24 protein-coding genes and 1 pseudogene are annotated in these 24336 nt (G+C 61.7%); 11 read left to right on the forward strand and 14 right to left on the reverse strand.

The annotated features are described in order from the left end of the window. Positions 1–58: 58 nt before the first annotated feature. Complete coding sequence (locus A9971_RS07365) at positions 59–970, forward strand: LysR family transcriptional regulator (protein WP_011060629.1); 912 nt, start codon at positions 59–61, stop codon at positions 968–970. Between the two features lie 24 nt (positions 971–994). Here the strand turns inward: A9971_RS07365 and A9971_RS07370 are convergent, their stop codons facing one another. The 9 genes from A9971_RS07370 to A9971_RS07410 form a co-directional block, all read right to left on the reverse strand. After that, positions 995–1435, reverse strand: a complete 441-nt coding sequence (locus A9971_RS07370; RefSeq protein WP_011060630.1) for a CBS domain-containing protein — start codon at positions 1433–1435, stop codon at positions 995–997. 169 nt (positions 1436–1604) lie between these two features. Further along, entirely contained in the window at positions 1605–2774 is a 1170-nt protein-coding gene (gene solA / locus A9971_RS07375; protein WP_125063136.1) for an N-methyl-L-tryptophan oxidase, read from the reverse strand. Between the two features lie 24 nt (positions 2775–2798). After that, complete coding sequence (locus A9971_RS07380; RefSeq protein WP_011060632.1) at positions 2799–3323, reverse strand: DUF2867 domain-containing protein; 525 nt, start codon at positions 3321–3323, stop codon at positions 2799–2801. 205 nt (positions 3324–3528) lie between these two features. After that, positions 3529–4635, reverse strand: coding sequence for a hypothetical protein (locus A9971_RS07385; protein WP_259652310.1), 1107 nt, complete (start codon positions 4633–4635; stop codon positions 3529–3531). A 341-nt stretch (positions 4636–4976) separates the two neighbouring features. Further along, positions 4977–6074, reverse strand: a complete 1098-nt coding sequence (locus tag A9971_RS07390; protein WP_015635115.1) for a polyamine ABC transporter substrate-binding protein — start codon at positions 6072–6074, stop codon at positions 4977–4979. A gap of 136 nt (positions 6075–6210) precedes the next feature. Next, positions 6211–7107 (reverse strand): ABC transporter permease subunit, encoded by an 897-nt coding sequence (locus tag A9971_RS07395; RefSeq protein WP_011060635.1) that lies wholly within the window; start codon positions 7105–7107, stop codon positions 6211–6213. Further along, positions 7104–7985 carry an ABC transporter permease subunit gene (locus A9971_RS07400; protein WP_162865010.1) on the reverse strand — a complete coding sequence of 294 codons (882 nt, stop codon included), beginning with the start codon at positions 7983–7985 and terminating at the stop codon, positions 7104–7106. The genes A9971_RS07395 and A9971_RS07400 overlap by 4 nt, the downstream gene beginning before the upstream one ends. A gap of 44 nt (positions 7986–8029) precedes the next feature. Continuing rightward, the gene (locus tag A9971_RS07405) at positions 8030–9172 is read right to left on the reverse strand and encodes an ABC transporter ATP-binding protein (protein ID WP_053150662.1); all 1143 of its coding nucleotides are present in this window, start codon (positions 9170–9172) and stop codon (positions 8030–8032) included. Between the two features lie 232 nt (positions 9173–9404). Next, positions 9405–10160 carry a gamma-glutamyl-gamma-aminobutyrate hydrolase family protein gene (locus tag A9971_RS07410; RefSeq protein WP_011060638.1) on the reverse strand — a complete coding sequence of 252 codons (756 nt, stop codon included), beginning with the start codon at positions 10158–10160 and terminating at the stop codon, positions 9405–9407. A 266-nt stretch (positions 10161–10426) separates the two neighbouring features. Between A9971_RS07410 and A9971_RS07415 the strand changes: the two genes are divergently transcribed. The 7 genes and pseudogenes from A9971_RS07415 (at position 10427) to A9971_RS07445 (ending at position 17295) form a co-directional block, all read left to right on the forward strand. Beyond that, positions 10427–11803, forward strand: coding sequence for a glutamine synthetase family protein (locus A9971_RS07415; protein WP_011060639.1), 1377 nt, complete (start codon positions 10427–10429; stop codon positions 11801–11803). A gap of 33 nt (positions 11804–11836) precedes the next feature. Next, positions 11837–13327, forward strand: a complete 1491-nt coding sequence (locus A9971_RS07420; RefSeq protein WP_125063139.1) for an aldehyde dehydrogenase — start codon at positions 11837–11839, stop codon at positions 13325–13327. 55 nt (positions 13328–13382) lie between these two features. After that, positions 13383–14663 carry an FAD-binding oxidoreductase gene (locus A9971_RS07425; protein WP_011060641.1) on the forward strand — a complete coding sequence of 427 codons (1281 nt, stop codon included), beginning with the start codon at positions 13383–13385 and terminating at the stop codon, positions 14661–14663. Between the two features lie 268 nt (positions 14664–14931). Next, positions 14932–15480, forward strand: coding sequence for a cupin domain-containing protein (locus A9971_RS07430; RefSeq protein ID WP_011060642.1), 549 nt, complete (start codon positions 14932–14934; stop codon positions 15478–15480). 140 nt (positions 15481–15620) lie between these two features. Then, the gene (locus tag A9971_RS07435) at positions 15621–16556 is read left to right on the forward strand and encodes a PoNe immunity protein domain-containing protein (protein ID WP_077933842.1); all 936 of its coding nucleotides are present in this window, start codon (positions 15621–15623) and stop codon (positions 16554–16556) included. A gap of 122 nt (positions 16557–16678) precedes the next feature. After that, positions 16679–16804: pseudogene (locus tag A9971_RS33120) on the forward strand (integrase); the annotation flags it as partial. An 83-nt stretch (positions 16805–16887) separates the two neighbouring features. After that, positions 16888–17295 carry a hypothetical protein gene (locus tag A9971_RS07445; RefSeq protein WP_183000407.1) on the forward strand — a complete coding sequence of 136 codons (408 nt, stop codon included), beginning with the start codon at positions 16888–16890 and terminating at the stop codon, positions 17293–17295. Between the two features lie 765 nt (positions 17296–18060). Here A9971_RS07445 and A9971_RS07450 read toward each other — a convergent pair. The 4 genes from A9971_RS07450 to A9971_RS07465 all read right to left on the reverse strand — a co-directional run bounded on the left by A9971_RS07450 (position 18061) and on the right by A9971_RS07465 (position 22043). Further along, complete coding sequence (locus tag A9971_RS07450; RefSeq protein WP_148071263.1) at positions 18061–18597, reverse strand: hypothetical protein; 537 nt, start codon at positions 18595–18597, stop codon at positions 18061–18063. A 319-nt stretch (positions 18598–18916) separates the two neighbouring features. Further along, the gene (locus A9971_RS07455) at positions 18917–19171 is read right to left on the reverse strand and encodes a bacteriocin immunity protein (protein WP_053157707.1); all 255 of its coding nucleotides are present in this window, start codon (positions 19169–19171) and stop codon (positions 18917–18919) included. A 346-nt stretch (positions 19172–19517) separates the two neighbouring features. Beyond that, a complete protein-coding gene (locus A9971_RS07460; protein WP_073698956.1) occupies positions 19518–20234 on the reverse strand; it encodes a lecithin retinol acyltransferase family protein in 717 nt (238 codons plus the stop codon). Positions 20235–20528: 294 nt separating this feature from the next. Beyond that, a complete protein-coding gene (locus A9971_RS07465) occupies positions 20529–22043 on the reverse strand; it encodes a 2OG-Fe(II) oxygenase (RefSeq protein ID WP_183000408.1) in 1515 nt (504 codons plus the stop codon). A 105-nt stretch (positions 22044–22148) separates the two neighbouring features. Here A9971_RS07465 and A9971_RS07470 point away from each other — a divergent pair, with 105 nt between their 5' ends. From A9971_RS07470 to A9971_RS07480, 3 genes are all read left to right on the forward strand, one after another. Then, positions 22149–22757, forward strand: a complete 609-nt coding sequence (locus A9971_RS07470) for a TetR/AcrR family transcriptional regulator (protein ID WP_183000409.1) — start codon at positions 22149–22151, stop codon at positions 22755–22757. Continuing rightward, entirely contained in the window at positions 22754–23440 is a 687-nt protein-coding gene (locus A9971_RS07475; protein ID WP_053157713.1) for a hypothetical protein, read from the forward strand. Before A9971_RS07470 ends, A9971_RS07475 begins: the two co-directional genes overlap by 4 nt. A gap of 178 nt (positions 23441–23618) precedes the next feature. Next, positions 23619–23873, forward strand: coding sequence for a bacteriocin immunity protein (locus tag A9971_RS07480; protein WP_041117385.1), 255 nt, complete (start codon positions 23619–23621; stop codon positions 23871–23873). Between the two features lie 22 nt (positions 23874–23895). Here A9971_RS07480 and A9971_RS07485 read toward each other — a convergent pair. After that, positions 23896–24336, reverse strand: a 441-nt coding sequence (locus tag A9971_RS07485; protein ID WP_310889327.1) for a hypothetical protein, incomplete at its 5' end; no start/stop codon positions are given.

Here is a 24336-nt window from a genome sequence, read left to right on the forward strand (position 1 = left end):
GCGATTGATCAAGTCCAGTTTCTAATTGTGATCAACTCATAACTATTGTTGATCGATCATGGACCTGCGCGACCTGACCTATTTCGACACCATCGCCGAGCTCGGCCACCTGGGCCGGGCGGCGCAGAAGCTCAACCGCAGCCAGCCGGCGCTGACCAAGAGCATCCAGCGCCTGGAGGAGTCCTTCGGCACCAAGCTGTTCGAGCGTGAAGGCCGCGGCATCAAGCTCACCGCCGTGGGTGAGTTGCTGCAGCGGCGCAGCCGGCAACTGCAGCAGAACATCGCCGAGACCCACCGCGAGGTGCGGGACTTCGCCAGCGGCGTGCTCGGCAACATCCGCCTGGGCTGCGCCGCCAGCATGGCCGAACACCTGCTGCCGCAGATGACCGCCACCTTGCTGGAGCGGGCCCCGGACATCACCTTGAACCTGGTGATCGGCCAGGACGACCTGTTGCGCGAGTCCCTGCGCTCCGGGCGCCTGGACATGGTCATCTGCCCGATGTTCGAAGGCGACCCGCACCTGAGCCACCACACCCTGTTCGAAGACCGGGCGGTGGTGGTGGCCAGCCGCGACCACCCGATATTCGCCACGCCCATGCGCCTGCGCGACTTGTGCGCCTACCGCTGGGTGCTGCCGGGCACCCGGGTGTCGGCGCGACGCTGGATCGACAACGTGTTCCAGAGCCATGAACTGCCGCTGCCCTCGGTGCAGATAGAGACCAACACCATCTCCCTGTTGCCGCGGCTGATCGCCAAGACCGGGCTGCTGAGTTTTCTGGCCCGGGAAACCCTGGACGACTTCAAGGGCATCGCCCACCTGCGGGAAGTGCCCCTGGCGCAAACCTGCATGCGCCGCAGCATCGTGGTGCTGGTACGCGCCGAAGGCTACCTGTCGCCCGCAGCCCAGGCCCTGTTGGATCTGCTCAAGAGCGATGGGCGGCAATTCTTCACGGCGGGTGACGCCCTGTGAGCCAGGGCGGCGCAGAGCATGGGGTCATTCGCCGCGGATGTACTGCTCCAGCTGGCGGATCAGGTCGGCCTGTTCGGCGATTGCTTCCTTGACCAGGTCGCCGATGGACAGCAGGCCCAGCAACTGGCCGTTTTCCACCACCGGCAGGTGGCGCAGGTGGCTGTCGGTCATGATGTTCATGCAGGTGTCCACGCTCTGGTGCGAGTCCACGGTGATTACCGGCGAGCTCATGATCGCGCTGACCGGGGTGCCCACCGAGGAGCGCCCGTGGAGCACCAGCTTGCGCGCGTAGTCGCGCTCGCTGATGACCCCGACCACCACGCCATTCTCCAGCACCGGCAAGGCGCCGACGTTTTTCTCGGCCATCACCATCAGCGCCTCCAGGACCATCTGGTGCGGGGCGATGGTGTGCACTTGCTGGTTGTGCTTGGCCTTGAGTTTCAGCAGTTCTGCGACGCTCTTCATGGGGCGCTCCGGTTGTTCTACGTGGGGCGGCGATGCGCCGCCCTGAGGGGTTTCTAAAGAATCGTAGAGACTCGGCCAACCAGCAAGGCTGAAAACGGCAGATAAACGGCGAAAAACGTCACCCCGAGGATTTTTTTTCACCACGGCCCCGATAAAGGGGCCGTTGCCTTCAGTTGAAGCGGTGCAGAGAAAAACTTTCCAGGTCGATTTCGCTGCAGCCGTCCACGTGCTGCTGGGCCAGGGCTTCGCCAATCGCCGCCGAATGCTTGAAGCCATGGCCGGAGCAGGCGCTGACCACGGTGACATTGGCCAGGCGCGGGTGGCGGTCGATGATGAACCCCGAATCCGGGGTCACGGTGTAGGCACAGACGCTGGCCTTCACCAACTCGGGGGCCAGCCCGGCGATATGGGGGGCGATCAGTTTGTGGAACAGGCGCTGGGCGTCGGCGCTGCTGGGCTGGCGGTCGAGGCTGTCCGGCTGGCTGCTGGCGCTGTACTGCTCGGTGGCGATCTTCACGCTGCCTTCGCCGGGAATCGGCGGGAAGCCGTAGCAGGCGTCCACGTCATCGGCGCTGTGGAGAATGAAGCTCGGGGAGCGGGCCGGGTAGCGCTCGGGCTCATCCAGGCGGAACCAGTACAGCTGCTGGCGGCACACCTGCAACAGCGAATCGAAGGGCGCCCCCAGCAACTGCGCCGACCACATGCCGGCGCTGACGATGACCTGTCGGGCAAACAGCCGCGAGCCGTCGCTGATGATGTGCACCCCGTCATCCTGGGCGTCCAGCTCCAGCACTGTCTGGCCGGTGATCAGGGTTGCCCCCAGTTGCCGGGCCCGGGTCAGTTGCGCATCGATGCAGCGTTCCGGGCGGACAAAGCCGCCGCCGGGTTCGAAGTAGCCCCGGGCGCTGTCATCCAGCGGGGCGAACTGCGGGAAGCGCCGGCGGATCTCGGCGGCGTCCAGCTCCTGGTGCTCGATGCCATAGCGCCGGGCCAGCTCGATGCTGTTGTCGGTGAAGTCCCGGGCCTCTGCCGGGCGCTGCGGGTCGGTGCTGGCGGTCATCACCAGCACCCCGCATTGCTCGAACAACTGCACATCCAGCTCCGCCTCCAGTTCGCGCCAGATCTGCTGCGAACGGATCGCCAGGGGCACATAGGCCGCCCCTTCGCCCACCGCCTGGCGGGTGATGCGGGTGTCGCCGTGGCTGGAACCCAGGTCGTGGGGCGGGGCGAAGCGGTCGATGCCCGCCACCCTTACCCCGCGCTTGGCCAGTTGATAGAGGGTGGCGGCGCCCATGGCGCCCAGGCCTACGACTACAACATCGAAATCCGGTGTGTGCACGGCAAGATCCTTGGGATAGAAGGCTCAGCAGTTATTGATAGTGGCCAGGGTCATGGGCGCGATGATCCGGTGGAACGGCGCCACCGGCAGCATGTACAGGCGCCCCAGGCGGTTGTGCGGGTGGACCACGGTGGACAGCACCACCGGGCGCCGGCCCTCGGCGTCCAGCGGCAGGCGGTTGAGCGACAGGTGCACGTCCAGGTGCTTGTCGCGGTCCACCACCAGCACCTCGTCGGGGCTCTGGGAAATCAGGGTGAAGATACCCACCCGGTCGCCGGGCTGGTAATCCTCGTCGGGGCGCGACAGGTCGATGCGGGTCAGGCGCCCCAGGTCCTTGAGGCCGAACAGCTGCACCACGCGGTTGCGCAGGCCCATCAGGCGGTCGATCCAGGCCGGGGTCTGGCTCATCAGGCACAGCAGGTGACGCATGGCGCTGCGTTCGGGGTCCTCGGCCAGGGTGCGGCGGCAGTCGATGAAGGTGGCACCCGGGGCCAGGGCCGCGATGCTGGAGTCATGGGGCAACGGGCAAGGGTGTACGGCAGACTTCATCGGTGCAGCTCCCTGAAAGTTGGCGGCCTTGGCTTCATGCCGATCAGCCACGCCAGAAGCCGCAAAAAATACCACTTCCTGAGGCGAGGAACCTGCTGTTGTGTAGCGGCCAGTTGCCGCTGGGCAATGGCCGCGCCGGGATTCGGCTGTTATCAGCCCGAAGGGGGCCGGTGCGAGCAGGAACCCTCGGGACCCGCCGGGCTGCTCAGTCCTGGTCCGCGCTCCTGTGTTCCAGCCAGCCAATGCTCTGCTTGCCATAGCCGGTGCTGTCCAGCAGGCGCCGGGCATCGAACCATTGCTGGCCCTCGTGGTTCTGCCATTGCTCGCCCCAGCTGTTGAGCACCTTGAGCCCTTCCTGGCACTGGCCCTGGGGCGTACACAGACGGGCATGTGCGTAGGCCACCAGGCTGTGCCGGTACTGCTCGGGGCATTTTTTCTGCTTGGCGCCGCGATACAGGCAGACGTTGGCAATGATCACCGGGTTGTCGGCATTGATTGCCTGTTTCAGCGCCGGGTACAGGCCGGCGAAGTTGTTCTGCGCGGCCGTTTCCGGCAGGGCGCGGATCTGCAGCTTGTCCTGGAGTTCGAAGAGTGCCCGGCGGCTCAGGCGCCGGCATTCGGGGGGGATGATGATGGCCGAGAAAAAACCGCCGAAGTGCGGCTTGCCCAGGGCCTGGGCGATGCCCCGGGGATCGCGGGTGGTGGCGTAGATGGCCTGGAGTTCGGCCACCTGCGTCGCGCTGGCGACACACTCGGCACAGGGGGCCTTGAGCCGGTTCTGTTGATAGAAGTCCTCCAGCGCTTTGAGTACTGCGCGCTGGGCCTTGAGGTCCTCGGCGCTGATGGCGCCGCTGGGCACGAACTTGTCCTTGAACAGTTTCTCTTCGGAAAAGCACGCCTGGGACACCACGGAGCCCACCATCAGGGCCGCGGTTTCCAGGGTGTAGAGCGGGTCACCGCCCTCGTCGATGTCCTCGTAGGAGGCGACGCTGTCTACCTCGCCCGTGGGTTTGCGGCCAAAGCGCGCCATGTCCAGGGGCGCCGCCAGCTGGTTCTTGTCGATGCGGGTGCAGTCTTCCTTGGCCGCCTGGCACTGGTAGTAGTTGAATACCGCCGCCGCGCTGTGGCTGAAGCACAGGCCCAGGCCCTGTTGCGAGGTCGCCAGCGGCATGTTGCCGATGGAGTGTTCGCTGCCCGGCGCCGGCTTGGCCGTAGAGGGCAGGGCCACCAGCGCCAGCACCGGTGGTGCGGCGCTGGCGTACAGCGGTAACAAGGCAGAAGCCAGCAAGAGCGCACGTAAGGTTGCATGCATGTCGAAGGACCTATGCCGGTCATTGAACGAAGTGGGAGGGGAGCCGTGTCGGCTGAATCTAGCCAAAGTAATGGCTGTCTGCCAGCTGTAGCCGCTGCCGAGCGTTAGCGAGGCTGCGAAAGGGGCCGCAGGACCCTCTGTTGCCGGGATCGCCTATGTCGCTCCAGCCATTCGCGCCTGCGCCAGCGGCTGCAGGGAACGCAAAAAAGGCGCCCGAAGGCGCCAAGGATTCACCCCAACCGAGGGAGCCGGGTGAAGCCGTTCGCAGGAGTGTCGCGGTGGTAAGGCGCGACGTGAACGGAAAAAGGCGAGCGGTGCCCGCCAGCGGCGGGCAGCTTGAGTCATTTGCCCAGCTTGATCCTGGTCCAGCCGCGGTTCATCACGCGCTGGATGGCGATCGGCTGGTCCGGTACTGCGTAGAGGGTGGCCAGTACGGCCTGGGGCGGGTAGGACGCCGGGTCGTTGCGGATCGCTTCGTCCACCAGCGGCGTGGCCGCCGCGTTGGCGTTGCTGTAGCCCAGGCTGTTGGTGACCTCGGCGATGATGTCCGCGCGCATCAGGAAATTCATGAACAGGTAGGCGTTGTCGACGTTGGTGGCGTCCTTGGGGATGGCCATCATGTCGTAGAAGCTGCCGGCGCCTTCCTTGGGAATGCTGAACGCGACCTTCTCCTTGTTGCCGGCCTCTTCGGCGCGGGAACGGGCCTGCAGCACGTCGCCGGAATAACCCACGGCCACGCAGATGTTGCCGTTGGCCAGGTCCGAGATGTATTTGGAGGAGTGGAAGTAGGTCACCGAAGGACGGATCTTCATGAACAGGGCTTCGGCTTCGAGGATCTGCGCTTTGTCCTTGCTGGTCACCGGGTAGCCCAGGTAGTGCAGGGCGGCGGGGAGCATCTCGGTGGGCGAGTCGAGGAAGCTGATGCCGCAGGCCTTGAGCTTCTCGGCGTTCTCCGGCTTGAACAGCAGGTCCCAGGAGTTGGTCGGGGCGTCGGCGCCCAGGGCCGCCTTGACCTTGTCCGGGTTGTAGCCGATGCCGATCGAACCCCACATGTAGGGGAAGGCATGGGCGTTGTCCGGGTCGCTGGCGGAGGCGTTTTTCAGCAGCACCGGGTTGAGGTTCTTCCAGTTGGGCAAGCGGGACTTGTCCAGTTCCTGGTAGACCCCGGCCTTGATCTGCTTGGCCAGGAAGCTGTTGGACGGCACCACGATGTCGTAGCCGGACTTGCCGGTGAGCAGGCGCGCTTCCAGGGTTTCGTTGCTGTCGAAGACGTCGTAGGTGACGTGGATGCCGGTCTCGGCCTCGAACTTCTTCAGGGTGTCCGGGGCGATGTAGTCCGACCAGTTGTAGACGCGCAGCACTTTGTCGTTGGCTTGAGCGCCGGTAACCATTGCGCCCATCAAGGACAGTGAGAGCAGAGTCCTGCCAAGCATTTTCATCACTACAACTCCATTTCTTATTGTGCAGATTGCTGCGTGTGCAACTCGAGGGTTCGGGGTGAGCCTTTTTCGCTAGCAAGCTGGCTCCTACAGGTTTGGGTTATCCGTAGGAGCCAGCTTGCTGGCGAAGAGGCGGTTAGGCCGTCGCAGGTGTTCGTACCGCAGGTTTTTTCGCTGCCGGTGGCTGCCAGGATTCGTTGGCGGTGAAGTCCATGGCCTCCTGGATCGCCCGCTTGCGGGCCGCTTCGGCGCGACGGCCGAAGTACCAGACCAGGAAGGTCACCAGGGACACCGCCAGCAGGATCAGGCTGGCCACGGCGTTGATTTCCGGCTTGACCCCCAGGCGCACCGCCGAGAACACTTCCATCGGCAAGGTGGTGGAACCCGGGCCGGAAACGAAGCTGGCCAGTACCAGGTCATCCAGGGACAGGGCAAAGGACATCATGCCGCCGGCCGCCAGTGACGGCGCGATCATCGGGATGGTGATCAGGAAGAACACCTTGAACGGTCGCGCTCCCAGGTCCATGGCTGCTTCTTCGATGGACAGGTCCAGCTCCCGCAGGCGCGCGGAGACTACCACGGCTACATAGGCTGCGCAGAATGTGGTGTGGGCGATCCAGATGGTGACGATGCCGCGCTCCATGGGCCAGCCGATCAATTGCGCCATGGCCACGAACAGCAGCAGCAAGGACAGGCCGGTGATCACTTCCGGCATCACCAGCGGCGCGGTGACCAGGCCGCCGAACAGCGTGCGGCCCTTGAAGCGGGTGACCCGGGTCAGCACGAAGGCCGCCAGGGTGCCCAGGGCCACCGCGGCAATGGCGGTGTAGCAGGCGATCTCCAGGGAGCGCATTACCGAGCCCATCAGTTGCTGGTTGTCCAGCAGGCCGACGTACCACTTGATCGACCAGCCGCCCCACACTGTCACCAGCTTGGAGGCGTTGAACGAGTAGATCACCAGGATCAGCATCGGCAGGTAGATGAACAGCAGGCCCAGCACCAGCATCAGTTTGGAAAATTCGAAGCGTTTCATGCCCGTGCCTCCATCTCTTTGGCCTGGCTGCGGTTGAACAGCAAGATCGGGATAATCAGGATCGCCAGCATCACCACCGCCAGGGCGGAGGCCACCGGCCAGTCACGGTTGTTGAAGAACTCCTGCCACAGTACGCGGCCGATCATCAGGGTTTCCGGACCGCCCAAGAGTTCCGGAATCACGAACTCGCCCACCACCGGAATGAACACCAGCATGCAGCCAGCAATGATGCCGTTCTTGGCCAGGGGCACGGTGATTTTCCAGAAGTTGTTGAAGTTGCTCGAACCCAGGTCCGAAGCGGCTTCCAGCAGGCTCTGGTCGTGCTTGACCAGGTTGGCGTACAGCGGCAGCACCATGAACGGCAGGTAGGCGTAGACCACACCGATGTACACCGCGGTGTTGGTGTTGAGGATTTCCAGCGGCTGGCTGATCAGCCCGGTCCACATCAGGAAGCTGTTGAGCAGGCCGTTGTTGCTGAGGATGCCCATCCAGGCGTAGACGCGGATCAGGATCGCGGTCCAGGTCGGCATCATGATCAGCAGCAGCAAGACGTTCTGCGCCTCCTTGCTGGCCTTGGAGATGGCATAGGCCATGGGGAAACCCACCACCAGGCACATCAGGGTGCTCAGCAGGGCCACCTTCAGCGAACCCAGGTAGGCCGAGAAATACAGCTCGTCGCCGGCCAGCATGGCGTAGTTGCCGAGGTTCAGCAGCAGCTGGAATTTCTGTTCGGCGTAGCTGTAGATCTCCGAGTAGGGCGGAATCGCCAGGGCCGCTTCCGAGAAGCTGATCTTCATCACCAGGAAGAACGGCAGCATGAAGAACAGGAACAGCCAGAGGAAAGGAATGCCGATCACCAGCTTGCGACCGCTGGGCAGCATACGGAACAGCTTCTGATTGAAAGTGCTCATGGTCGATGTACTCATGCTCGCAGTACCACGCCGCTGTCGTCTTCCCACCAGACGTAGACTTGGTCATCCCAGGTTGGCCGCGAGCCGCGACGCTCGGCGTTGGCCATGAACGACTGGACAATCTTGCCGCCAGGCAGCTCGACGTAGAACACCGAGTGGCCGCCCAGGTAGGCGATGTCGTGCACCTTGCCCTTGGACCAGTTGTAGCGGGCATCGGGCTTGAGGGTGGTGACCAGCATCTTTTCCGGGCGGATGGCGTAGGTCACCGACTTGTCCTGCACCGAGGTGCTGACCCCGTGGCCGACGTAGATCTGCTGCTCGAGGTCCGCGCAGTCGATGATGGCGTAGCCTTCCAGGTCTTCGGTAACGGTGCCATCGAAGGCGTTGACGTTGCCGATGAATTCGCACACCAGGCGGCTCACCGGCGCTTCGTAGATGTCCACCGGGCTGCCGGTCTGGGCGATCCAGCCCAGGTGCATGATGGCGATGCGCTGGGCCATGGTCATGGCTTCTTCCTGGTCGTGGGTCACCATCACGCAGGTCACGCCTACGCGCTCGATGATCTCAACCAGTTCCAGCTGCATCTGCGAGCGCAGCTTCTTGTCCAGGGCGCCCATGGGCTCGTCCAGCAAGAGCAGCTTGGGGCGCTTGGCCAGGGAGCGGGCCAGGGCCACGCGCTGGCGCTGGCCACCGGAGAGCTGGTGCGGCTTGCGCTTGGCGTACTGGGTCATGTGCACCAGCTTGAGCATTTCCTCGACCCGGGCGTCGATCTCGCTGGCCGGCAGGCGATCCTGCTTGAGGCCGAAGGCGATGTTCTGGGCCACGGTCATGTGGGGGAACAGGGCGTAGGACTGGAACATCATGTTGATCGGCCGCTCGTAGGGCGGCATGTCGGTGATGTCCACGCCATCCAGCAGGATGCGGCCTTCGGTGGGGCGCTCGAAGCCGGCGAGCATGCGCAGCAGGGTGGATTTGCCGGAGCCGGAACCGCCCAGCAGGGCAAAGATCTCGCCTTGGTGGATCTCCAGGGACACATCGTCCACGGCCACGGTTTCATCGAACTTCTTGGTCACGCGGTCGATCTTGACCAGGACCTTCTGCGGGCTCGGAGTGCCTTCGAGGGCCTTGCGGTAAGTGCTGGAGGCGTTTGCCATGTGAAACTCCCAACAGGTGTCAGCAGCCCGATCAATTCGGCCGGGCCTAAAGGTTGATTGCCAGCCCGCAGTGAGTGCGGGCTGATTCGGCGCTGCCTCCCTGGCGGCCTGACGCTATTTGTTGTTGTGGTCTTGCCGTGTGTTGCTCACGCTGGACGACGGGCGCGCGCAGGCGCGCTCGCCGCGGGGCAGGGCGTGATGAATCGTCTGGGTTATGGCCGCGGCCGGTGGTTCAGCGCCGTTGTGCGGCCCGTTGCCGGCAGGCGTCGCCAAAGGCCTGGAAGATCCGCAGGTAGGCCGGGTTCGACAGCACCTGCCATTCCGGGTGCCACTGCACGCCGAAGGCGAAGGCCTTGCTGTGTTCCACCGACAGCGCCTCGATCAGGCCGTCCGGGGCCACGGCCTCGACCCGCAGGCCGGGGGCTAGGCGGTCGACGCCCTGGCTGTGGATCGAGTTGACCTGGATCTCGCCGCCCAGGCCCATGGCCTCGAACACACCGCCGGGCTGGATCGCCACCGGGTGCGCCGGGGCGTACTGCACTTCGATGCGCGGATCGTCGGCTTCGCGGTGGTCCATGTAGCCCGGCAGTTCATGCACCTTCTGGTGCAGGCTGCCGCCGAAGGCCACGTTCATTTCCTGGAAGCCGCGGCAGATGCCGAGCACCGGCACGCCGGCGGCAATCGCCGCGCGCAGCAGGGGCAGGGTGGTGGCATCGCGCTGCGGGTCGTGGGCGGTGCCCGGCTCGCTGGGAGTGCCCTGGTAATGGAAGGGTTCGACATTGGATGGCGAGCCGGTAAACAGCAGCCCATCCACTTGCCGCAGCAGATCGTCGATGTCGATCAGATCCGCCAGGGAAGGAATGATCAGGGGCAGGCCCTCGGCCGCGACGCTGACAGCACGCAAGTACTTGTCGCCGCTGACGTGGTAGGGGTGCAGGCCGATCTCTTTGACGCACGCAGTAACGCCGATCAATGGCTTGAATGCCATTTTTATCACCTCGAAATTCACGCTGGAACGAGTTTTTCCAGAGCTTATCCTCGTTGATTTTAATTAACAACTTCCATGTAAAAAATTCTAAACATTATCTGCTTGAAACCCGCAGGCGGCGCGGATTGCGCGGCGTATCGACCTTTGGTGAGGCAAAATAATTGACGAATGGTGGCTGCTGTTGGCTATTGACTCCGGTTTTTCTTTCGGGTTGACTGCTGGCGTGTCACAGCAGTGAACATAATAATTAACACAATAGGTGCATCATGTCGGTCCCCCCGCGTGCCATTCAACTCAATGAAGCCAATGCCTTCCTGAAAAAACACCCCGAGGTTCTCTACGTCGATCTGCTGATTGCAGACATGAACGGTGTGGTGCGCGGCAAGCGCATCGAGCGCACCGCGCTGCACAAGGTCTATGAGAAGGGCATCAACCTGCCCGCCTCGCTGTTTGCCCTGGATATCAACGGTTCCACGGTGGAAAGCACCGGCCTGGGCCTGGACATCGGCGATGCCGACCGCATCTGCTACCCGATCCCCGGCACCCTGAGCGTCGAGCCCTGGCAGAAGCGCCCCACCGCGCAACTGCTGATGACCATGCACGAGATCGAAGGCCAGCCATTCTTCGCCGACCCCCGCGAAGTGCTGCGCCAGGTGGTGAGCAAGTTCGACGAGATGGGCCTGACCATCTGCGCGGCCTTTGAACTGGAGTTCTACCTGATCGACCAGGACAACGTGAACGGCCGTCCGCAGTCGCCCCGTTCGCCGATCTCCGGCAAACGTCCGCATTCCACCCAGGTCTACCTGATCGACGACCTCGACGAGTACGTCGACTGCCTGCAAGACATCCTTGAAGGCGCGAAAGAGCAGGGCATTCCGGCCGACGCCATCGTCAAGGAAAGCGCCCCGGCGCAGTTCGAAGTCAACCTGCACCACGTCAGCGACCCGATCAAAGCCTGCGACTACGCAGTACTGCTCAAGCGCCTGGTGAAGAACATCGCCTACGACCATGAAATGGACACCACCTTCATGGCCAAGCCCTACCCGGGCCAGGCGGGTAACGGCCTGCACGTGCACATCTCGATCCTCGACAAGCAGGGCAACAACATCTTCGCCAGCGAAGACCCAGAGACCAACGAAGCCCTGCGCCACGCCATCGGCGGCGTGCTGGACACCCTGCCGCAGCAGATGGCCTTCCTGTGCCCCAACGTCAACTCCTATCGCCGTTTCGGTGCGCAGTTCTACGTGCCGAACTCGCCGACCTGGGGCATCGACAACCGCACCGTGGCCGTGCGCGTACCCACCGGTTCTGCCGATGCGGTGCGCATCGAGCACCGGGTGGCCGGCGCCGACGCCAACCCTTACCTGCTGATGGCTTCGGTACTGGCGGGCATTCACCACGGCCTGACCAACAAGATCGATCCGGGAGCGCCGGTTGAAGGCAACTCCTACGAACAGAACGAACAAAGCCTGCCCACCAACCTGCGGGACGCCTTGCGTGTACTGGACGACAGCGAAGTGATGGCCAAGTACATCGACCCGATGTACATCGACGTGTTCGTGGCCTGTAAGGAAAGCGAGTTGGCGGAGTTCGAAAACTCCATCTCCGACCTGGAATACAACTGGTACCTGCACACGGTCTGATGACCGTGTCACTTCCTGCGTTGAGTATTTGCCATGACTAAATCCCGCAGCGACTGGGAGCAGCACTTCCAGTCCCTCAGCCTCGAAGGCCGTGCCTTTATCGACGGCCAGTACTGCGCCGCCGCCAGCGGTGCCACCTTTGAATGCCTGAGCCCGGTGGACGGGCGCTTCCTGGCCAACGTTGCCAGCACCGATCAGGCCGATGCCGATCGTGCGGTGGCGGTGGCGCGCCAGGCGTTCAACAGTGGCGTCTGGTCGGGCAAGGCCCCGGCCGAGCGCAAGCGCATCCTCACGCGCTTTGCCGAACTGATCCTTGAGCACCAGGAAGAACTGGCGCTCCTGGAAACCCTGGACATGGGCAAGCCGATTGGCGACTCCATGGCCATCGACATTCCGGCCACGGCCAACGCCATCCGCTGGAACGCCGAAGCCATCGACAAGCTCTACGACGAAGTGGCGGCCACGCCCCACGACCAGCTGGGCCTGGTGACCCGGGAACCGGCAGGCGTGGTAGCGGCCATCGTGCCGTGGAATTTCCCGCTGATCATGGCCAGCTGGAAATTCGCCCCGGCCCTGGCGGCGGGCAACTCGTTCATTCTCAAGCCGTCGGAAAAGTCGCCGTTGACCGCGATCCGCATCGCCCAGCTGGCCCTGGACGCCGGCATCCCCAAGGGCGTGTTCAACGTCCTGCCGGGTTACGGCCACACCGTCGGCAAGGCCCTGGCCCTGCACATGGATGTGGACGTGCTGGCCTTCACCGGCTCCACCGCCGTGGGCAAGCAACTGCTGGTGTACTCCGGCGAAAGCAACATGAAGCGGGTGTGGCTGGAAGCCGGTGGCAAGAGCCCCAACGTGGTGTTTGCCGATGCCCCGGACCTGCGCGAAGCCGCCGAGGCGGCGGCCGCAGCCATCGCCTTCAACCAGGGCGAAGTCTGCACCGCCGGCTCGCGCCTGCTGGTGCAGCGCTCGATCCGCGAGCAGTTCATCCCGCTGCTGGTGGAGGCCCTCAAGGGCTGGAAACCGGGCCACGCCCTCGACCCCGAGACCCGGGTCGGCGCGGTAGTGGACCAGCGCCAGCTGGAGAACGTGCTGCGCTACATCGACATCGGCAAGGAGCAGGGCGGCCAACTGTTGGCCGGCGGTGTCCGCACCCTGGAAAGCACTGGCGGCCTGTATGTCGAGCCGACGATCTTCGACGGCGTGACCAACGCCATGACCATCGCCCGGGAAGAGATCTTCGGCCCGGTGCTGTCGGTCATCAGTTTCGATACCGAAGAAGAAGCGCTGCAGATCGCCAACGACAGCATCTTCGGCCTGGCGGCCGGGGTCTGGACCGCCAACCTCAGCCGCGCCCACCGTTTTGCCCGTGGCCTGCGGGCCGGCAGTGTGTGGGTCAACCAGTACGACGGCGGCGACATGACCGCGCCGTTCGGCGGCTTCAAGCAGTCTGGCAATGGCCGCGACAAGTCGTTGCACGCCTTCGACAAATACACCGAGCTCAAAGCGACCTGGATCAAGCTCTAACTCTTATAACAACAGCGGCGGCGGGCCTGGGCCCGTACCCGCTGGGGAATTTCTCATGCAAACCTACGTGAACAGCTACTACGCGGCGACCCGCAACCAGACCACCGACTACCCGCAACTCGAAGAGTTGGTGGAGTGCGACGTCTGCGTGATCGGCGCCGGCTACACCGGCCTGTCCTCGGCCTTGTTCCTGGCGGAAGCCGGCTACAGCGTCACCGTGCTGGAAGCGGCCAAGGTCGGCTTCGGCGCCAGCGGGCGCAACGGCGGGCAACTGGTCAACTCCTACAGCCGCGACGTGGACGTGATCGAAGAACGCTACGGCGAAAAAAGCGCCGAAGTGCTCGGCAGCATGATCTTCGAAGGCGCCGACATCATCCGCCAGCGCATCCAGCACTACGACATCCAGTGCGACTACCGCCCCGGTGGCATCTTCGCCGCCCTGAACAACAAGCAGCTCAAGGGCCTGGCGGAACAGAAGCGCAACTGGGAGCGCCTGGGCAATAACAACCTGAAGATGCTCGACAAGGCGCAGATCGACCGCGAAGTCGGCACCAAGAACTACATCGGCGGCCTGCTGGACATGCAGGGCGGCCACATCCACCCGCTGAACCTGGCCCTGGGCGAAGCCAGCGCCATCATCGGCCTGGGCGGCAAGATCTTCGAACAGTCGGCGGCGGTGGAAATCACCTACGGCGAACCCAACGTGGTGCGCACCGCCAAGGGCGTGGTCCGCGCCAAATACCTGCTGATCGCCGGCAACGCCTACCTGCAGCAGGACCTCGACCCCCGCGTGACCCGCAAGAGCATGCCCTGCGGTTCGCAGATCGTGGTTACCGAGCAACTGCCTGAGCAACTGGCCCGCAGCCTGATCAGCAACAACTACTGCGTGGAAGACTGCAACTACCTGCTGGACTACTTCCGCCTGACCGGCGACAACCGCCTGCTGTACGGCGGTGGCGTGGTCTACGGCGCCCGGGAACCGGACGACATCGAGCAACTGATCCGGCCGAAGATCCTCAAGACCTTCCCCCAGCTCAAGGACGTGAAGATCGACTACCGCTGGACCGGCAATTTCCTGCTGACCATGTCGCGCATGCCGCAATTCGGCCGTATCGAAAAGAACGCCTACTACATGCAGGGCTACAGCGGCCACGGTGTTACCTGTTCACACCTGGCGGGCAAGCTGATTGCCGAAATGATCCGCGGCGACGCCGAGCGCTTCAACGCCTTCGCCTCCCTGCCGCACATGCCGATGATCGGCGGGCGCACCTTCCAGGCCCCGTTGACCGCCATGGGCGCCGCGTACTACGCCCTGCGCGACCGCTTCGGCATCTGACGCCACCTCGCTCCTACAGCCCCCACTCCTGTAGGAGCGAGCTTGCTCGCGAAGCTCCGGCCCTTGACCCACTCCAGGAAAAGCCCCGCAAAGCCCCAGAAAACCGGCACTCCATCACCCGGCCTTCACGCCCATCGCCAGTCTTTACAGCTTGCCTGTCAAACATGTTTAAATAGCCGCCTTTTCAGGCTCCAGGGCAGCCAAATCGCGACGTTCGCGACCCAACCGCCGCAAAAATACCCTTAAGTACTTCTCACATAAGGCTGTTATGGACACGGGCACCCGACTCAAACTCGTTCGCGAAAGCTACAAACTCTCCCAGCGCGAGCTGGCCCGTCGTAGCGGCGTAACCAATGCCACCATCTCCCTGATCGAACAGAACCGCGTCAGCCCCTCCGTCAGCTCCCTGAAAAAGCTGCTGGAAGGCATCCCCATGTCCCTGGCCGACTTCTTCACCTTCGACCAGCCGCCCCGTGAGCACCAATACGTGTTCCGCGCCAACGAACAGCCCGACCTGGGCCGCGACGGCCTGCGCCTGTTGATGATCGGCGCCCCGGTGGCCAACCGGCAGATGCGCTTTCTGCGCGAGCAGTACGCCCCCGGCGCCAGCTCCGGCGAAGAAGCCATCGTGCATGCCGAAGGCGAGGAGTGCGGCCTGGTGACCCGCGGCACCGTGGAGTTGACCGTGGACGGGCAAGTCAGCGTGCTCAACCCGGGGGATGGCTATTACTTCCCCACCACCTTGCCCCACAGCTTTCGCAACATTGGCCAGGATGAGGCGGAAATCATCAGCGCCAACACCCCGGCGAACTTCTAAGGGGCCGGGTAACTGATCCGGCTCGACCTGCTGCAACCCTATCCAGCCTGCGCCTTGTGTCGCGGGCTTTGTTTTTTAGACCGGTGACTGCGCGTTGCCGGCAATGCCTGGAGCGGGCGCCGTTCAGGTAAGGAAGACCCATGATCAAGGACAGACGACAAGCATTCCTCAGCGCAGCGCGCCTTGCGAACTTCTTCAGCAACTACCAGCACAGCGTGGAGTTCTTTGCCGAAAACACCTTTGAGTCCGACTCCGAAGCCCAGGAAAAGTCCCTCAGGGCCCGGCATTTCCAGAAGTGGATCTTCAAGGAAATCCTCATCCGCTACACCGCCGGCCACAGCATCGACCTGCTGATTCCCCTGCTGGAAACCCTGGTGGACAGTTACGAACACCTGCAAAGACAACTGGCCCAGTACAACCAGATTCCGAACATCACCCCCTTGGCGATCGACGACTGGCTCGACCAGTACCAAGAGTGCGTCCAGGTGTTCAGCCTGTGCATCCTGCTGCACCGCACCGACCTGCTCCAACGCTTCGTGGCCCTGATCGACCCCGCAGGCTACGCCGGGGACGACACCCTCTACGAAGACCTGCTGAGCAAACTGCTGCCCGACCGATATGACGTCGATGACTGGTACCACGACGTCTACACACCGCTGATACAGGCCATCTACGCCGACGACCCGACCGAGGCCAGCGACCTTCTGCAGCAGTACTGTGACGACTGGTACCCCGCGTTCGAACAGGCGCCCTGGCACGACAGCCACCTGCAAGGGGACGAGGGCAGCTATTGCGGGTATTGGGCGTTCGAGGCGGCAGCCATCGCCTTTCTGTATGGCCTTGATGACAGCGGGGTCGAGCATAGGGTCTATCCCAAGGATCTGGTGGCCTATGCGAGGAACCTCCGGCCGAGCCACCCGAAACGTGTAGCGCCGGTGGTGGCGGGGGAGACCTGTAGTAAGGCCGGTTATTGGTTTACCCCGGCGGAGCCGGAGTCGCGGCGCTACTTTGCGCAGGGGGAAGTGATGCCGGCGTTTGAGGGGGGAGCGGTTTGGTATTGGGTGGCGCAGGGGTAGGGGTGGGCTGCCATTCGTTGTAGCGTTTTCCAACGCTAGTTTCTGGTCGAGTGCAGAAGGGGCTGCTATCGACTCAATGGCATCCTGAGAGAAATCTCGGCCATCCGAGTAAGGCTTCAAATCGCAGGACAAAGAGCCTGCGGGCGGTTCAACTGCTGCTCGGCCATTCGACGCTGGAGAGCACCGTTCGATATCTGGGTATTGAGACCGATGACGCCCTGGAGAGGGCGAAGCAGACTGAGGTTTGACCATGCATAGCGACGGCCGAAGACGGGCCGTCGCTAACCGGTACCGATCAGTTATTTAATGAAACTTTGAAGAGACTCGGACTGTGAAACTCAAGAAAACGATAGCTGGTGACATCGTATTGATCCCTGTAGAAGGAGGATTTAAGCCAGCCAAGGTTTTGTATGTATCAGAGCGACACAAAGACACCATTTTGCTTGGAATATATAAATTTTTTTCTACTGAACAAAGACTTCCGGACGAGTTACCTGACAGATTTGATCTCCTGCTTTACACATCAAAAGCACCTATTCAAAACAAACGCTGGCACTACGTTGGGCACGAGGATTTAAGAAGCACTCAGACAGACCTAGATCTTAGAGTTGTAGCTGGGGAGCTGTGGAAAGGTGATGTTCATATCGGCGCTGCATCAGACGAAGATAGAAAAAGCTTGCCTGAAATGCTGGTAGTGGGAGCTGGGCTAGTTGAAAAAAAGGCCACTGCATTGAACTGAAGAACGCAAAAGGATCTACAGGCCGCGGTTCTACTGAACCGCCTCTTGATACTCAATGACTGCATTTGGCCGATTTCTACCGTTCGTGACAGGCCGCAATCGGCCAGGATCGGACATTTGGAGCGGGGAGATAATATCGTCGCATTTCTTCCCGACTTGGCAATTCGTCGACGCGCTTTTACACACTCAGATCTGGGAAACTAGGGTTTAAAAATCAACTAGCCTCTTTTTTCTAAGTAGGTGCCAATGGTTACTCCCCACGATCTTCAGGGCTTTGATGTTGGATGGATCGCCACTGATGCCATCGGGCAGGTTGCGCTTTTCACTACGGCTGGTCCGGGGCCGATTCCTGACTCCGCAATTCCCTCCGTCGAGCACTCCGAAGAATGGGTCTGTTCATTGCCGGAGGTGTCCGATGTAAGTCTGGTCACCTCCATGTCTAGCGCAAACGCTTTCGTTGCCTTTGCCAAACGTGGATTGTTTGCATACGACTGGTCGGACGTTCATCGCGATGCACACCAAGCCTTGAACGGATATGAGCTGCAATACCGTCCACTGAATCCATTAAGACTTTACGACTTGCCTGCCCCTTTGCGGGCATTGGCTGAGCTTACCCGGCTATCTAGCGTAACGTTCGGAGTATCTATCGTAGTGATAGGTGATCAGATTTCTTAGCGATTGTTCGACGGTTAACGCTGTTTTGTGTCGATTGCTATCGGCTAGAGCAGAGAAAGTCAATCTGCCCCTCTGTTCCAGTGCCTTTTTCTAAAAGTTGAAACGTTGGTCAAACACGGTCTGCTCGCCCACTGTCACGCTGCATTGGCGGGCCACTTCAACCGGCATCACCTTGCCCAGCATCGGCGCCAGCGACTTGTAGAACGCCTTGTCGCAGGCGTCGTCTTTGCTGAAGGCTTGGGAGTTGCCGGCCGCGTCTGCCGTAATCCGGCAGCCTGCCACCAATTCGGTGGGCAACTCGCTCAATGGCACTGTCTTCGAGCCGGAGCCCTGCAACTCGATCAGCTCCTTGCATGTGCCCTTGGCCGGACCTTCCTTGATGGTTTTGGCGAAGGCGACGCGTTGGTAGTCAGTACCGGTGAACAGCACCTGGTCGTTAACAGTGACTCGGTATTGTGAGGGTTTGAAGGCGATGGTCTTGATGCAGAACTGCGTAGTGACCGGTTTCCCATTGACCTCAGAGGTGGCCGCTTTGCAACCTGGGGTGGCCTGGGTGAAGGAGGTATCGGGCGAGCTGGCACAACCGGCCAGTGAAAGCAGACACACACCCAACAGCATTCTTTTCATGGGACTTCCTGTGCTCAAACACACCGCCTCCAGCAGGCGGCTCCGGACGCGGATCATACCAGCGACCTGTTGGCCAAAGGCGCAGAAAGGCAAGGAGGCCCTTTAACTCGGCTACCGAATCCCATCTCGACAGTTGTCTGCTTCCGGCCCAGGCGGTGTGAAGAGCCCAAGTAAAAATCGAAACCCGCGTTTCTACATGAAAGCTGAACTGGAGTGGTCGCCCCAAGAAACACGGACAGATTTGTTTCTCTACCCTAAACGTCCGCTATTGGCTGTTTTTAATTATGAGCGTGTCTCTTTATGTGGGTAAGCGCTGCAATCAGTCGTTCTTGAACCCCGGCAGCCCCTGGGCTTTCCGCCATTCCTTCACTGTCTTAGTAACACCCTCGGCGGAGTTATCCGCACCGGGTTCAGGGTGGAAAATCAGGTCATAGCCATCTGGATGGCCTGAGAGTTTGCTGAACTTTTCAAGCAACTCACCCAGCTCATCGTCCGTCCCGCCCTTGTTGACCACCCGTATGTTTCTGACGAAGGAAATGAATTCGGTTTCGGTAAAATCAGAAGTATCTTCCACGTTGTGCCTATTTTTTCTTGTGAAGATTAATGTGATTTTGTGGGTTTTTAACCCTCAAGCTTTCTGCGTCTTATACCGCCTCAACGTCCACAATGCGCTCGAGATGGTGTCTGAATGGCTCTCACTTTGTAGATTCTTTGATTGACCGCTTCTGGCTGCGGATGCAACCGGTCGATGCAACTTGCCTAGCGATGGCTGCAATCTGCTGCACGCCTTGGGTGAGAGAACCATGGGGCATGGCTGATCCTGCGTACACCCCGGCTGAGTTCTGAAAATACGAAAAAGGCGACGCAATGCGTCGCCTTTTTACTGGAGGGGGGCATGCCTTTGCCGAGGTCTCAACGACTTACCACCAGTCCGTAACCAAATCCCAGATGCTACTGACCACATAGGCCGCGCCTACTGCGACGGCTGCGGTTGCCACCGCCGGGGCAAGGGCTGTGCCTCCGACGATACCGACTGTGCTCAATCCCACAGCCGTCATGCTGGAAACTCCACCCGTAGCCGCGAAACCGGCAACGGTGCTGACTGCCCCCTTGGCCAGGGCCTGTCCAGCCAATGATCGGGCTACGTGATTGGCTGCGGTCTTGGTTGCCTGGCCGGCCAGTATTTTGCCTGCGGCCGAGGTCCCCGCTTTAGTGAGTAGAACCTTGGTCGTTTGTTCGGCCGTTTGCTTTGCTACTTGGCGCATCAGCAGATGGGTTACGAGGTTGCTACTCAGGCGTTCGGTCGCGGCGTTGATCTGTTCGCTGGAGTGCCGGTCGGTGGCGCACCAGGTGGCAAAATGCTCGCAATTGTTGAACAGAAGATTGTATTCATCCTCGCCCAGCCTGGAGCGCGCTCGACGACAGATTTCGGGCCCGCGGAAGTAGACCTTTTTGTAGGTCTTGATTCGCGCTTTCTTGTTTTGCAGGAAGGCTTCAAGAGAGGTCGACTCGATACATCCCTTATGAAGACCCGAGCCCATACCGGAATAGTGGATCACGCGATTTCTGCCGACAAAAATCCCGTGGTGGGTATAGAGACCTCGACCAACAATCAGATGAGTTCCAGTGGGGTACATGTCCAATCAGGCTCCAGTGATGTGCTTTTGAAGGCGGCACTCGCAAGCGTTCCGGTGATATCGAGGGGCTTGATCCGTGCCGCAATCTTCATGCAGGCATTTCCAGCTGTTCATGGGCGTATCGCCAAGATTGTCGCCCCGAGCATAGGTTGCATCATAAACATCGGGCCCCAGTGGTTGCCATCAAAATGCCGCTATTTACGTTGCGTCTTTTCGCGGGCTGGGCGCTTCGGGTATCACTGCGGTATGTGCGCTCGAAAGCACGGGTATTGGGTAGCGCAGGAGTAGGGCGTCCTAACCCTTGTCGCCATGCACCAATATCCGGCCGTCATACCCACAGCTGATCCAGCCACCGGAGCGGGTGGGGAGCACATCGGTTGCAAAGTTGTCGTGTGAGCCGATGCTCACCCCCTGTCGTGAGGGCAGGTTCCAGCGCTTGACGAATCCGTCCTCGCCGCAGGTCAGCAGCATGTGTCGCGCCTCGAAGCGCACGCGCCGCACAGGCCCGTCATGAGCGGCAAGGCAATCCAGGAGCGCGAGCATCGGTTCGGTCGCTAGCAGGTGCACCGCGCCGTCGAGATCACCAGCGGCCAAGGTGACGCTGCCATCGGCGTCGATCCAGCTCGCCAGCGTCCTCAGGGGGCGGCCCAGATCGAGCACTTGTACGCAGTCCTGCTCCTCGGGTTGCCACAGCCTGACGGTTCCGTCCTCCGATGCGCTGGCGAAACCACCGTTGGCCGTAGGCGCGATCGCCCAGACCCAGCAGGCGTGGGCCTGACGCTTGTCCGTGGCACCTGTCGCCAGGTTCCAGACTGTCACGCGACCGTCAGCAGCCCCGGTCACGAGGCGGTCAGCGCCTAACCTTGCCGAGGAAAGGACGGCCGAATCCGATGTGCCGATCAACCTTGACTTGCCGGTCGCCAAGGACCAATGCCGGACTGTTCGATCCCGCGAGTGAGAAACAAGCTCGCCAGGCGCCACGTCCACCAGACCCAGAATGGATTGTGTATGTCCGTCAAGCTGGCCCAGGCACCGGCCCTCGCGATCCCACAGCCGGATGGTTGCGTCACGCCCGGCGCTTGCCAAGCCCCTGTCGCCAAGGTCGGCAAGCGCCCATACGTAACCGCGGTGGCCCGGCTGGAAGGGGCCGTCGACGTGCAAGGATTGCTGTGGCTCGTACATCAGGTCACTGCGCATGACGTATTTTTGGCCAGCGTCCACTAAGGCGCCGGCGTGCCAGAGGGTGTGGTCGAATACGATCAGGCTGCCCTTTCGGGGGCGCAGCCTGAGCGTGGAATCCCGGTTCGACATGGCGGCGGACCGTCCCTCAAAGAACACGGTCTCTCCGCCGCTGAATGCATCGTCGTTAAGATAAATCATGAAAGTCAGGCGTGACTGTTGGTGCTGGCGATGGTGTACACCATCCTGATGGGCGCGGAACTGGGTGCCGGGCCGGTAGCGGCAGAAGCGCAGCCGCTCATTGATGCCGACCGGACGCCAGCCGTCCTCATCGATCACCGTCCCGAGCCTCGGCATCCGCAAGGCGCAGTGCTTCAAGCGTTCGAATAGCCGCCCGGCCAGAGCTGGGTCGTCTGCCACGATCCGGTCATTATCGCGGTAGGAGGACGGGTAGTCAGACCCTGCGCTGGCGAATCCGCACTGCTCCGTGGCTTCTATCAACGCTTCGCACTCGCTGGCTGAAAGAAACTCGTGCACCAGGACACACCGCACCCGGTCACCCAGCGGTAGCTCGACCGAGGCCGACGGAGCAGTGGCCCCCACCATCAGTTTTTCAGCGAAGGAATTCATCATGATCTCCAAAGTTGGTCTGATAACCAATATTTGGAAAGCTAGGGTGTGGCGAGGTCGATGTCAATGCTAAGCTGGTCGCGCAACCAACATTGGAAAGGTGACATGGCACGGCGCTCGAACACTGATGAAAGACGCGGTCAGATCGTGGCGGCACTCCAGGCCGTCATGGCCAAGGCCGGCTACGCTGGCGCAACCGTAGCGGCCATCGCCCGGCATGCGGAGCTAGCGCCTGGCCTCGTGCACTACCACTTCAAGGACAAGCGCGAGATCTTGGTGGCACTGGTCGACTCACTGGCCGGCTACGCCCATCAGCGCTACGAGTCCCGGGCCGCTGAGGCCCAGACCGCCGAGCAAAGGCTTCAGGCCTACATTGCAGCACACCTTGCCTACGGTTCGGACGCGCAGCCCGATGCGGTGGCGGCATGGGTGATGATCGGCGAGCAGTCGGCCCACGACCCAGACGTGCGTGAGGTCTATCAGGCCGTGCTAGCGGCGCAGATGAAGCTCCTCAAGGGCCTGCTCCGGCAGCGGTTCGCCGAACGCGGACGCCGCGTCCGAGGGCTCGACGCGCTGGTGGCGGGCATTACATGCTTTATCCAGGGGGCGTTCACGCTGTCCACCACGGCGCGGCCATTGCTGCCGACGGCCTTCGCCGCACCGACGTTGAGCGCCTGGGTCGAGCGTTACATTGATGGGGAGGAGGAGCGATGAGGGGAACACCTGAAGGGCGCAGCCTCTTCCCGGTCGGCGCGCACAGCGCCCCCGAGGTGCCTGACGGTGTGGATTTCGCCGCCTGGGCGCGCGTCTGGGCGGAGCTTGGCGTCGGATGCCCGGCGCGAGCAACCTATGAAGAGCTCCTTCGACGCTACCGCGAGCCCCATCGGGCATATCACAACTGCCAGCATTTGCAGGAATGTCTCCAGGTGCGCCGGCTCATCAACGCTGCTTGCCACGCCCCCGCTGAAGTCGACCTCGCACTCTGGTTTCATGACGCCCTATACGACCCCCTTCGCAGCGACAACGAGCTACGCAGTGCGCAATGGCTGGACGACGTGGCACGCGATAGCGGCCTGGGGGATGAAATCCGGCGCAGGCTTTACGGCCTGATCATGGTGACGCGACACGACGGCGCTCCTGCGTCGGCAGACGAGGCCGTGTTGGTGGACACGGATCTGGCGATTCTTGGGGCATCGGCCGCGCGGTTTGAGGAGTACGACCGCCAAGTCCGTCGCGAGTACCGATATGTGCCGCTGTTTGTCTACCGCCGAAAGCGGCGCCAGGTCCTGGAGGGCTTCCTGGCACGCGGACGCATCTATACGACCGGCCCATTCTTCGATGCATTCGAACAGCAAGCGCGCGCTAATCTTGCACGCGCCATCAACCGCCTCGACTGAGGAGCGCTCCCAGGTTGCCTTGGTGAGCGGCGGCAATCGGCCACCAGCGGTCAATCCAAGAGTCTACGAAATTGGGGGCTATCCGGACGCACTGTCGAGGCGGCGTCCGACGCATAAACATTCAGGGTTAACACCCCGCGAAATCACAATGACCTTCACAAGGAAAAATAAGCACAGCATGGAAGATATCTCTGATTTTACCGAGGCCGAATTCATTTCCTTCGTCAAAGACATCCGGGTCGTCAACAAGGGCGGGACGGCAGATGAGCTAGGTGAGTTGCTTGAAAGGTTCAGTAATCTCGCAGGCCATCCAGATGGCTACGACCTGATTTTCCACCCTGAGCCCGGTGCGGATCATTCCGCCGAGGGTGTTACTGAGACAGTGAAGCAGTGGCGCAAAGCCCAGGGACTGCCGGGATTCAAGAACGACTGATTGAGGCGCCAGTGATATCAATCTAAGGCTTGGCTCGATCCCACCGACAGGCTGCCAACCGGCTGATATTCGTTGCACTTGTCTGACCTTGGTCGATGTCGCCGTCGGCGTTCAGGTAGATATCGGTAGTGGGCCATTGCGGGCTGATGCTGATGCAATGATTACGCCTGGTGATTTTGCTCCACCACGAAAACTCCATAAAGAACTCCTCGTCCGGGAACAGTGCGCCATGATCGGTTGCGCCGCCTCCGGGAAGCATTCCTCCTTTATCAATCCGATCCTGGACATTCCAGATGTACCTGAGCGCGTCCTGGCCTGAGGGCGAGTAGTGGACATTCACCCTTGGCAACGCGAAGTCCCAATGAGTAGCCAGCCACAACAGTAGCGCTATCCAGAGCAACGTTACGTACCAGGGCCGGCGCGTGCCTGCGTGGCGGGGCAAGAATTTCATCTCCATCCCTTG

The organism is Pseudomonas sp. UME65 (assembly GCF_014170225.1).
Classification (GTDB): Bacteria; Pseudomonadota; Gammaproteobacteria; order Pseudomonadales; family Pseudomonadaceae; genus Aquipseudomonas; species Aquipseudomonas protegens.

What these genes read in the sequence shown, in the direction of transcription:
- A9971_RS07390 (WP_015635115.1), bottom strand. Translation starts at nt 6,074, where the DNA reads ATGAAAATGCTTGGCAGGACTCTGCTCTCACTGTCCTTGATGGGCGCA.
- A9971_RS07470 (WP_183000409.1), top strand. Translation starts at nt 22,149, where the DNA reads ATGGCACGGCGCTCGAACACTGATGAAAGACGCGGTCAGATCGTGGCG.
- A9971_RS07370 (WP_011060630.1), bottom strand. Translation starts at nt 1,435, where the DNA reads ATGAAGAGCGTCGCAGAACTGCTGAAACTCAAGGCCAAGCACAACCAG.
- A9971_RS07420 (WP_125063139.1), top strand. Translation starts at nt 11,837, where the DNA reads ATGACTAAATCCCGCAGCGACTGGGAGCAGCACTTCCAGTCCCTCAGC.
- A9971_RS07380 (WP_011060632.1), bottom strand. Translation starts at nt 3,323, where the DNA reads ATGAAGTCTGCCGTACACCCTTGCCCGTTGCCCCATGACTCCAGCATC.
- A9971_RS07480 (WP_041117385.1), top strand. Translation starts at nt 23,619, where the DNA reads ATGGAAGATATCTCTGATTTTACCGAGGCCGAATTCATTTCCTTCGTC.
- A9971_RS07410 (WP_011060638.1), bottom strand. Translation starts at nt 10,160, where the DNA reads ATGGCATTCAAGCCATTGATCGGCGTTACTGCGTGCGTCAAAGAGATC.
- A9971_RS07365 (WP_011060629.1), top strand. Translation starts at nt 59, where the DNA reads ATGGACCTGCGCGACCTGACCTATTTCGACACCATCGCCGAGCTCGGC.
- A9971_RS07430 (WP_011060642.1), top strand. Translation starts at nt 14,932, where the DNA reads ATGGACACGGGCACCCGACTCAAACTCGTTCGCGAAAGCTACAAACTC.
- A9971_RS07415 (WP_011060639.1), top strand. Translation starts at nt 10,427, where the DNA reads ATGTCGGTCCCCCCGCGTGCCATTCAACTCAATGAAGCCAATGCCTTC.
- A9971_RS07405 (WP_053150662.1), bottom strand. Translation starts at nt 9,172, where the DNA reads ATGGCAAACGCCTCCAGCACTTACCGCAAGGCCCTCGAAGGCACTCCG.
- A9971_RS07385 (WP_259652310.1), bottom strand. Translation starts at nt 4,635, where the DNA reads ATGCATGCAACCTTACGTGCGCTCTTGCTGGCTTCTGCCTTGTTACCG.
- A9971_RS07425 (WP_011060641.1), top strand. Translation starts at nt 13,383, where the DNA reads ATGCAAACCTACGTGAACAGCTACTACGCGGCGACCCGCAACCAGACC.
- A9971_RS07460 (WP_073698956.1), bottom strand. Translation starts at nt 20,234, where the DNA reads ATGTACCCCACTGGAACTCATCTGATTGTTGGTCGAGGTCTCTATACC.
- A9971_RS07450 (WP_148071263.1), bottom strand. Translation starts at nt 18,597, where the DNA reads ATGAAAAGAATGCTGTTGGGTGTGTGTCTGCTTTCACTGGCCGGTTGT.
- A9971_RS07465 (WP_183000408.1), bottom strand. Translation starts at nt 22,043, where the DNA reads ATGAATTCCTTCGCTGAAAAACTGATGGTGGGGGCCACTGCTCCGTCG.
- A9971_RS07435 (WP_077933842.1), top strand. Translation starts at nt 15,621, where the DNA reads ATGATCAAGGACAGACGACAAGCATTCCTCAGCGCAGCGCGCCTTGCG.
- A9971_RS07395 (WP_011060635.1), bottom strand. Translation starts at nt 7,107, where the DNA reads ATGAAACGCTTCGAATTTTCCAAACTGATGCTGGTGCTGGGCCTGCTG.
- A9971_RS07475 (WP_053157713.1), top strand. Translation starts at nt 22,754, where the DNA reads ATGAGGGGAACACCTGAAGGGCGCAGCCTCTTCCCGGTCGGCGCGCAC.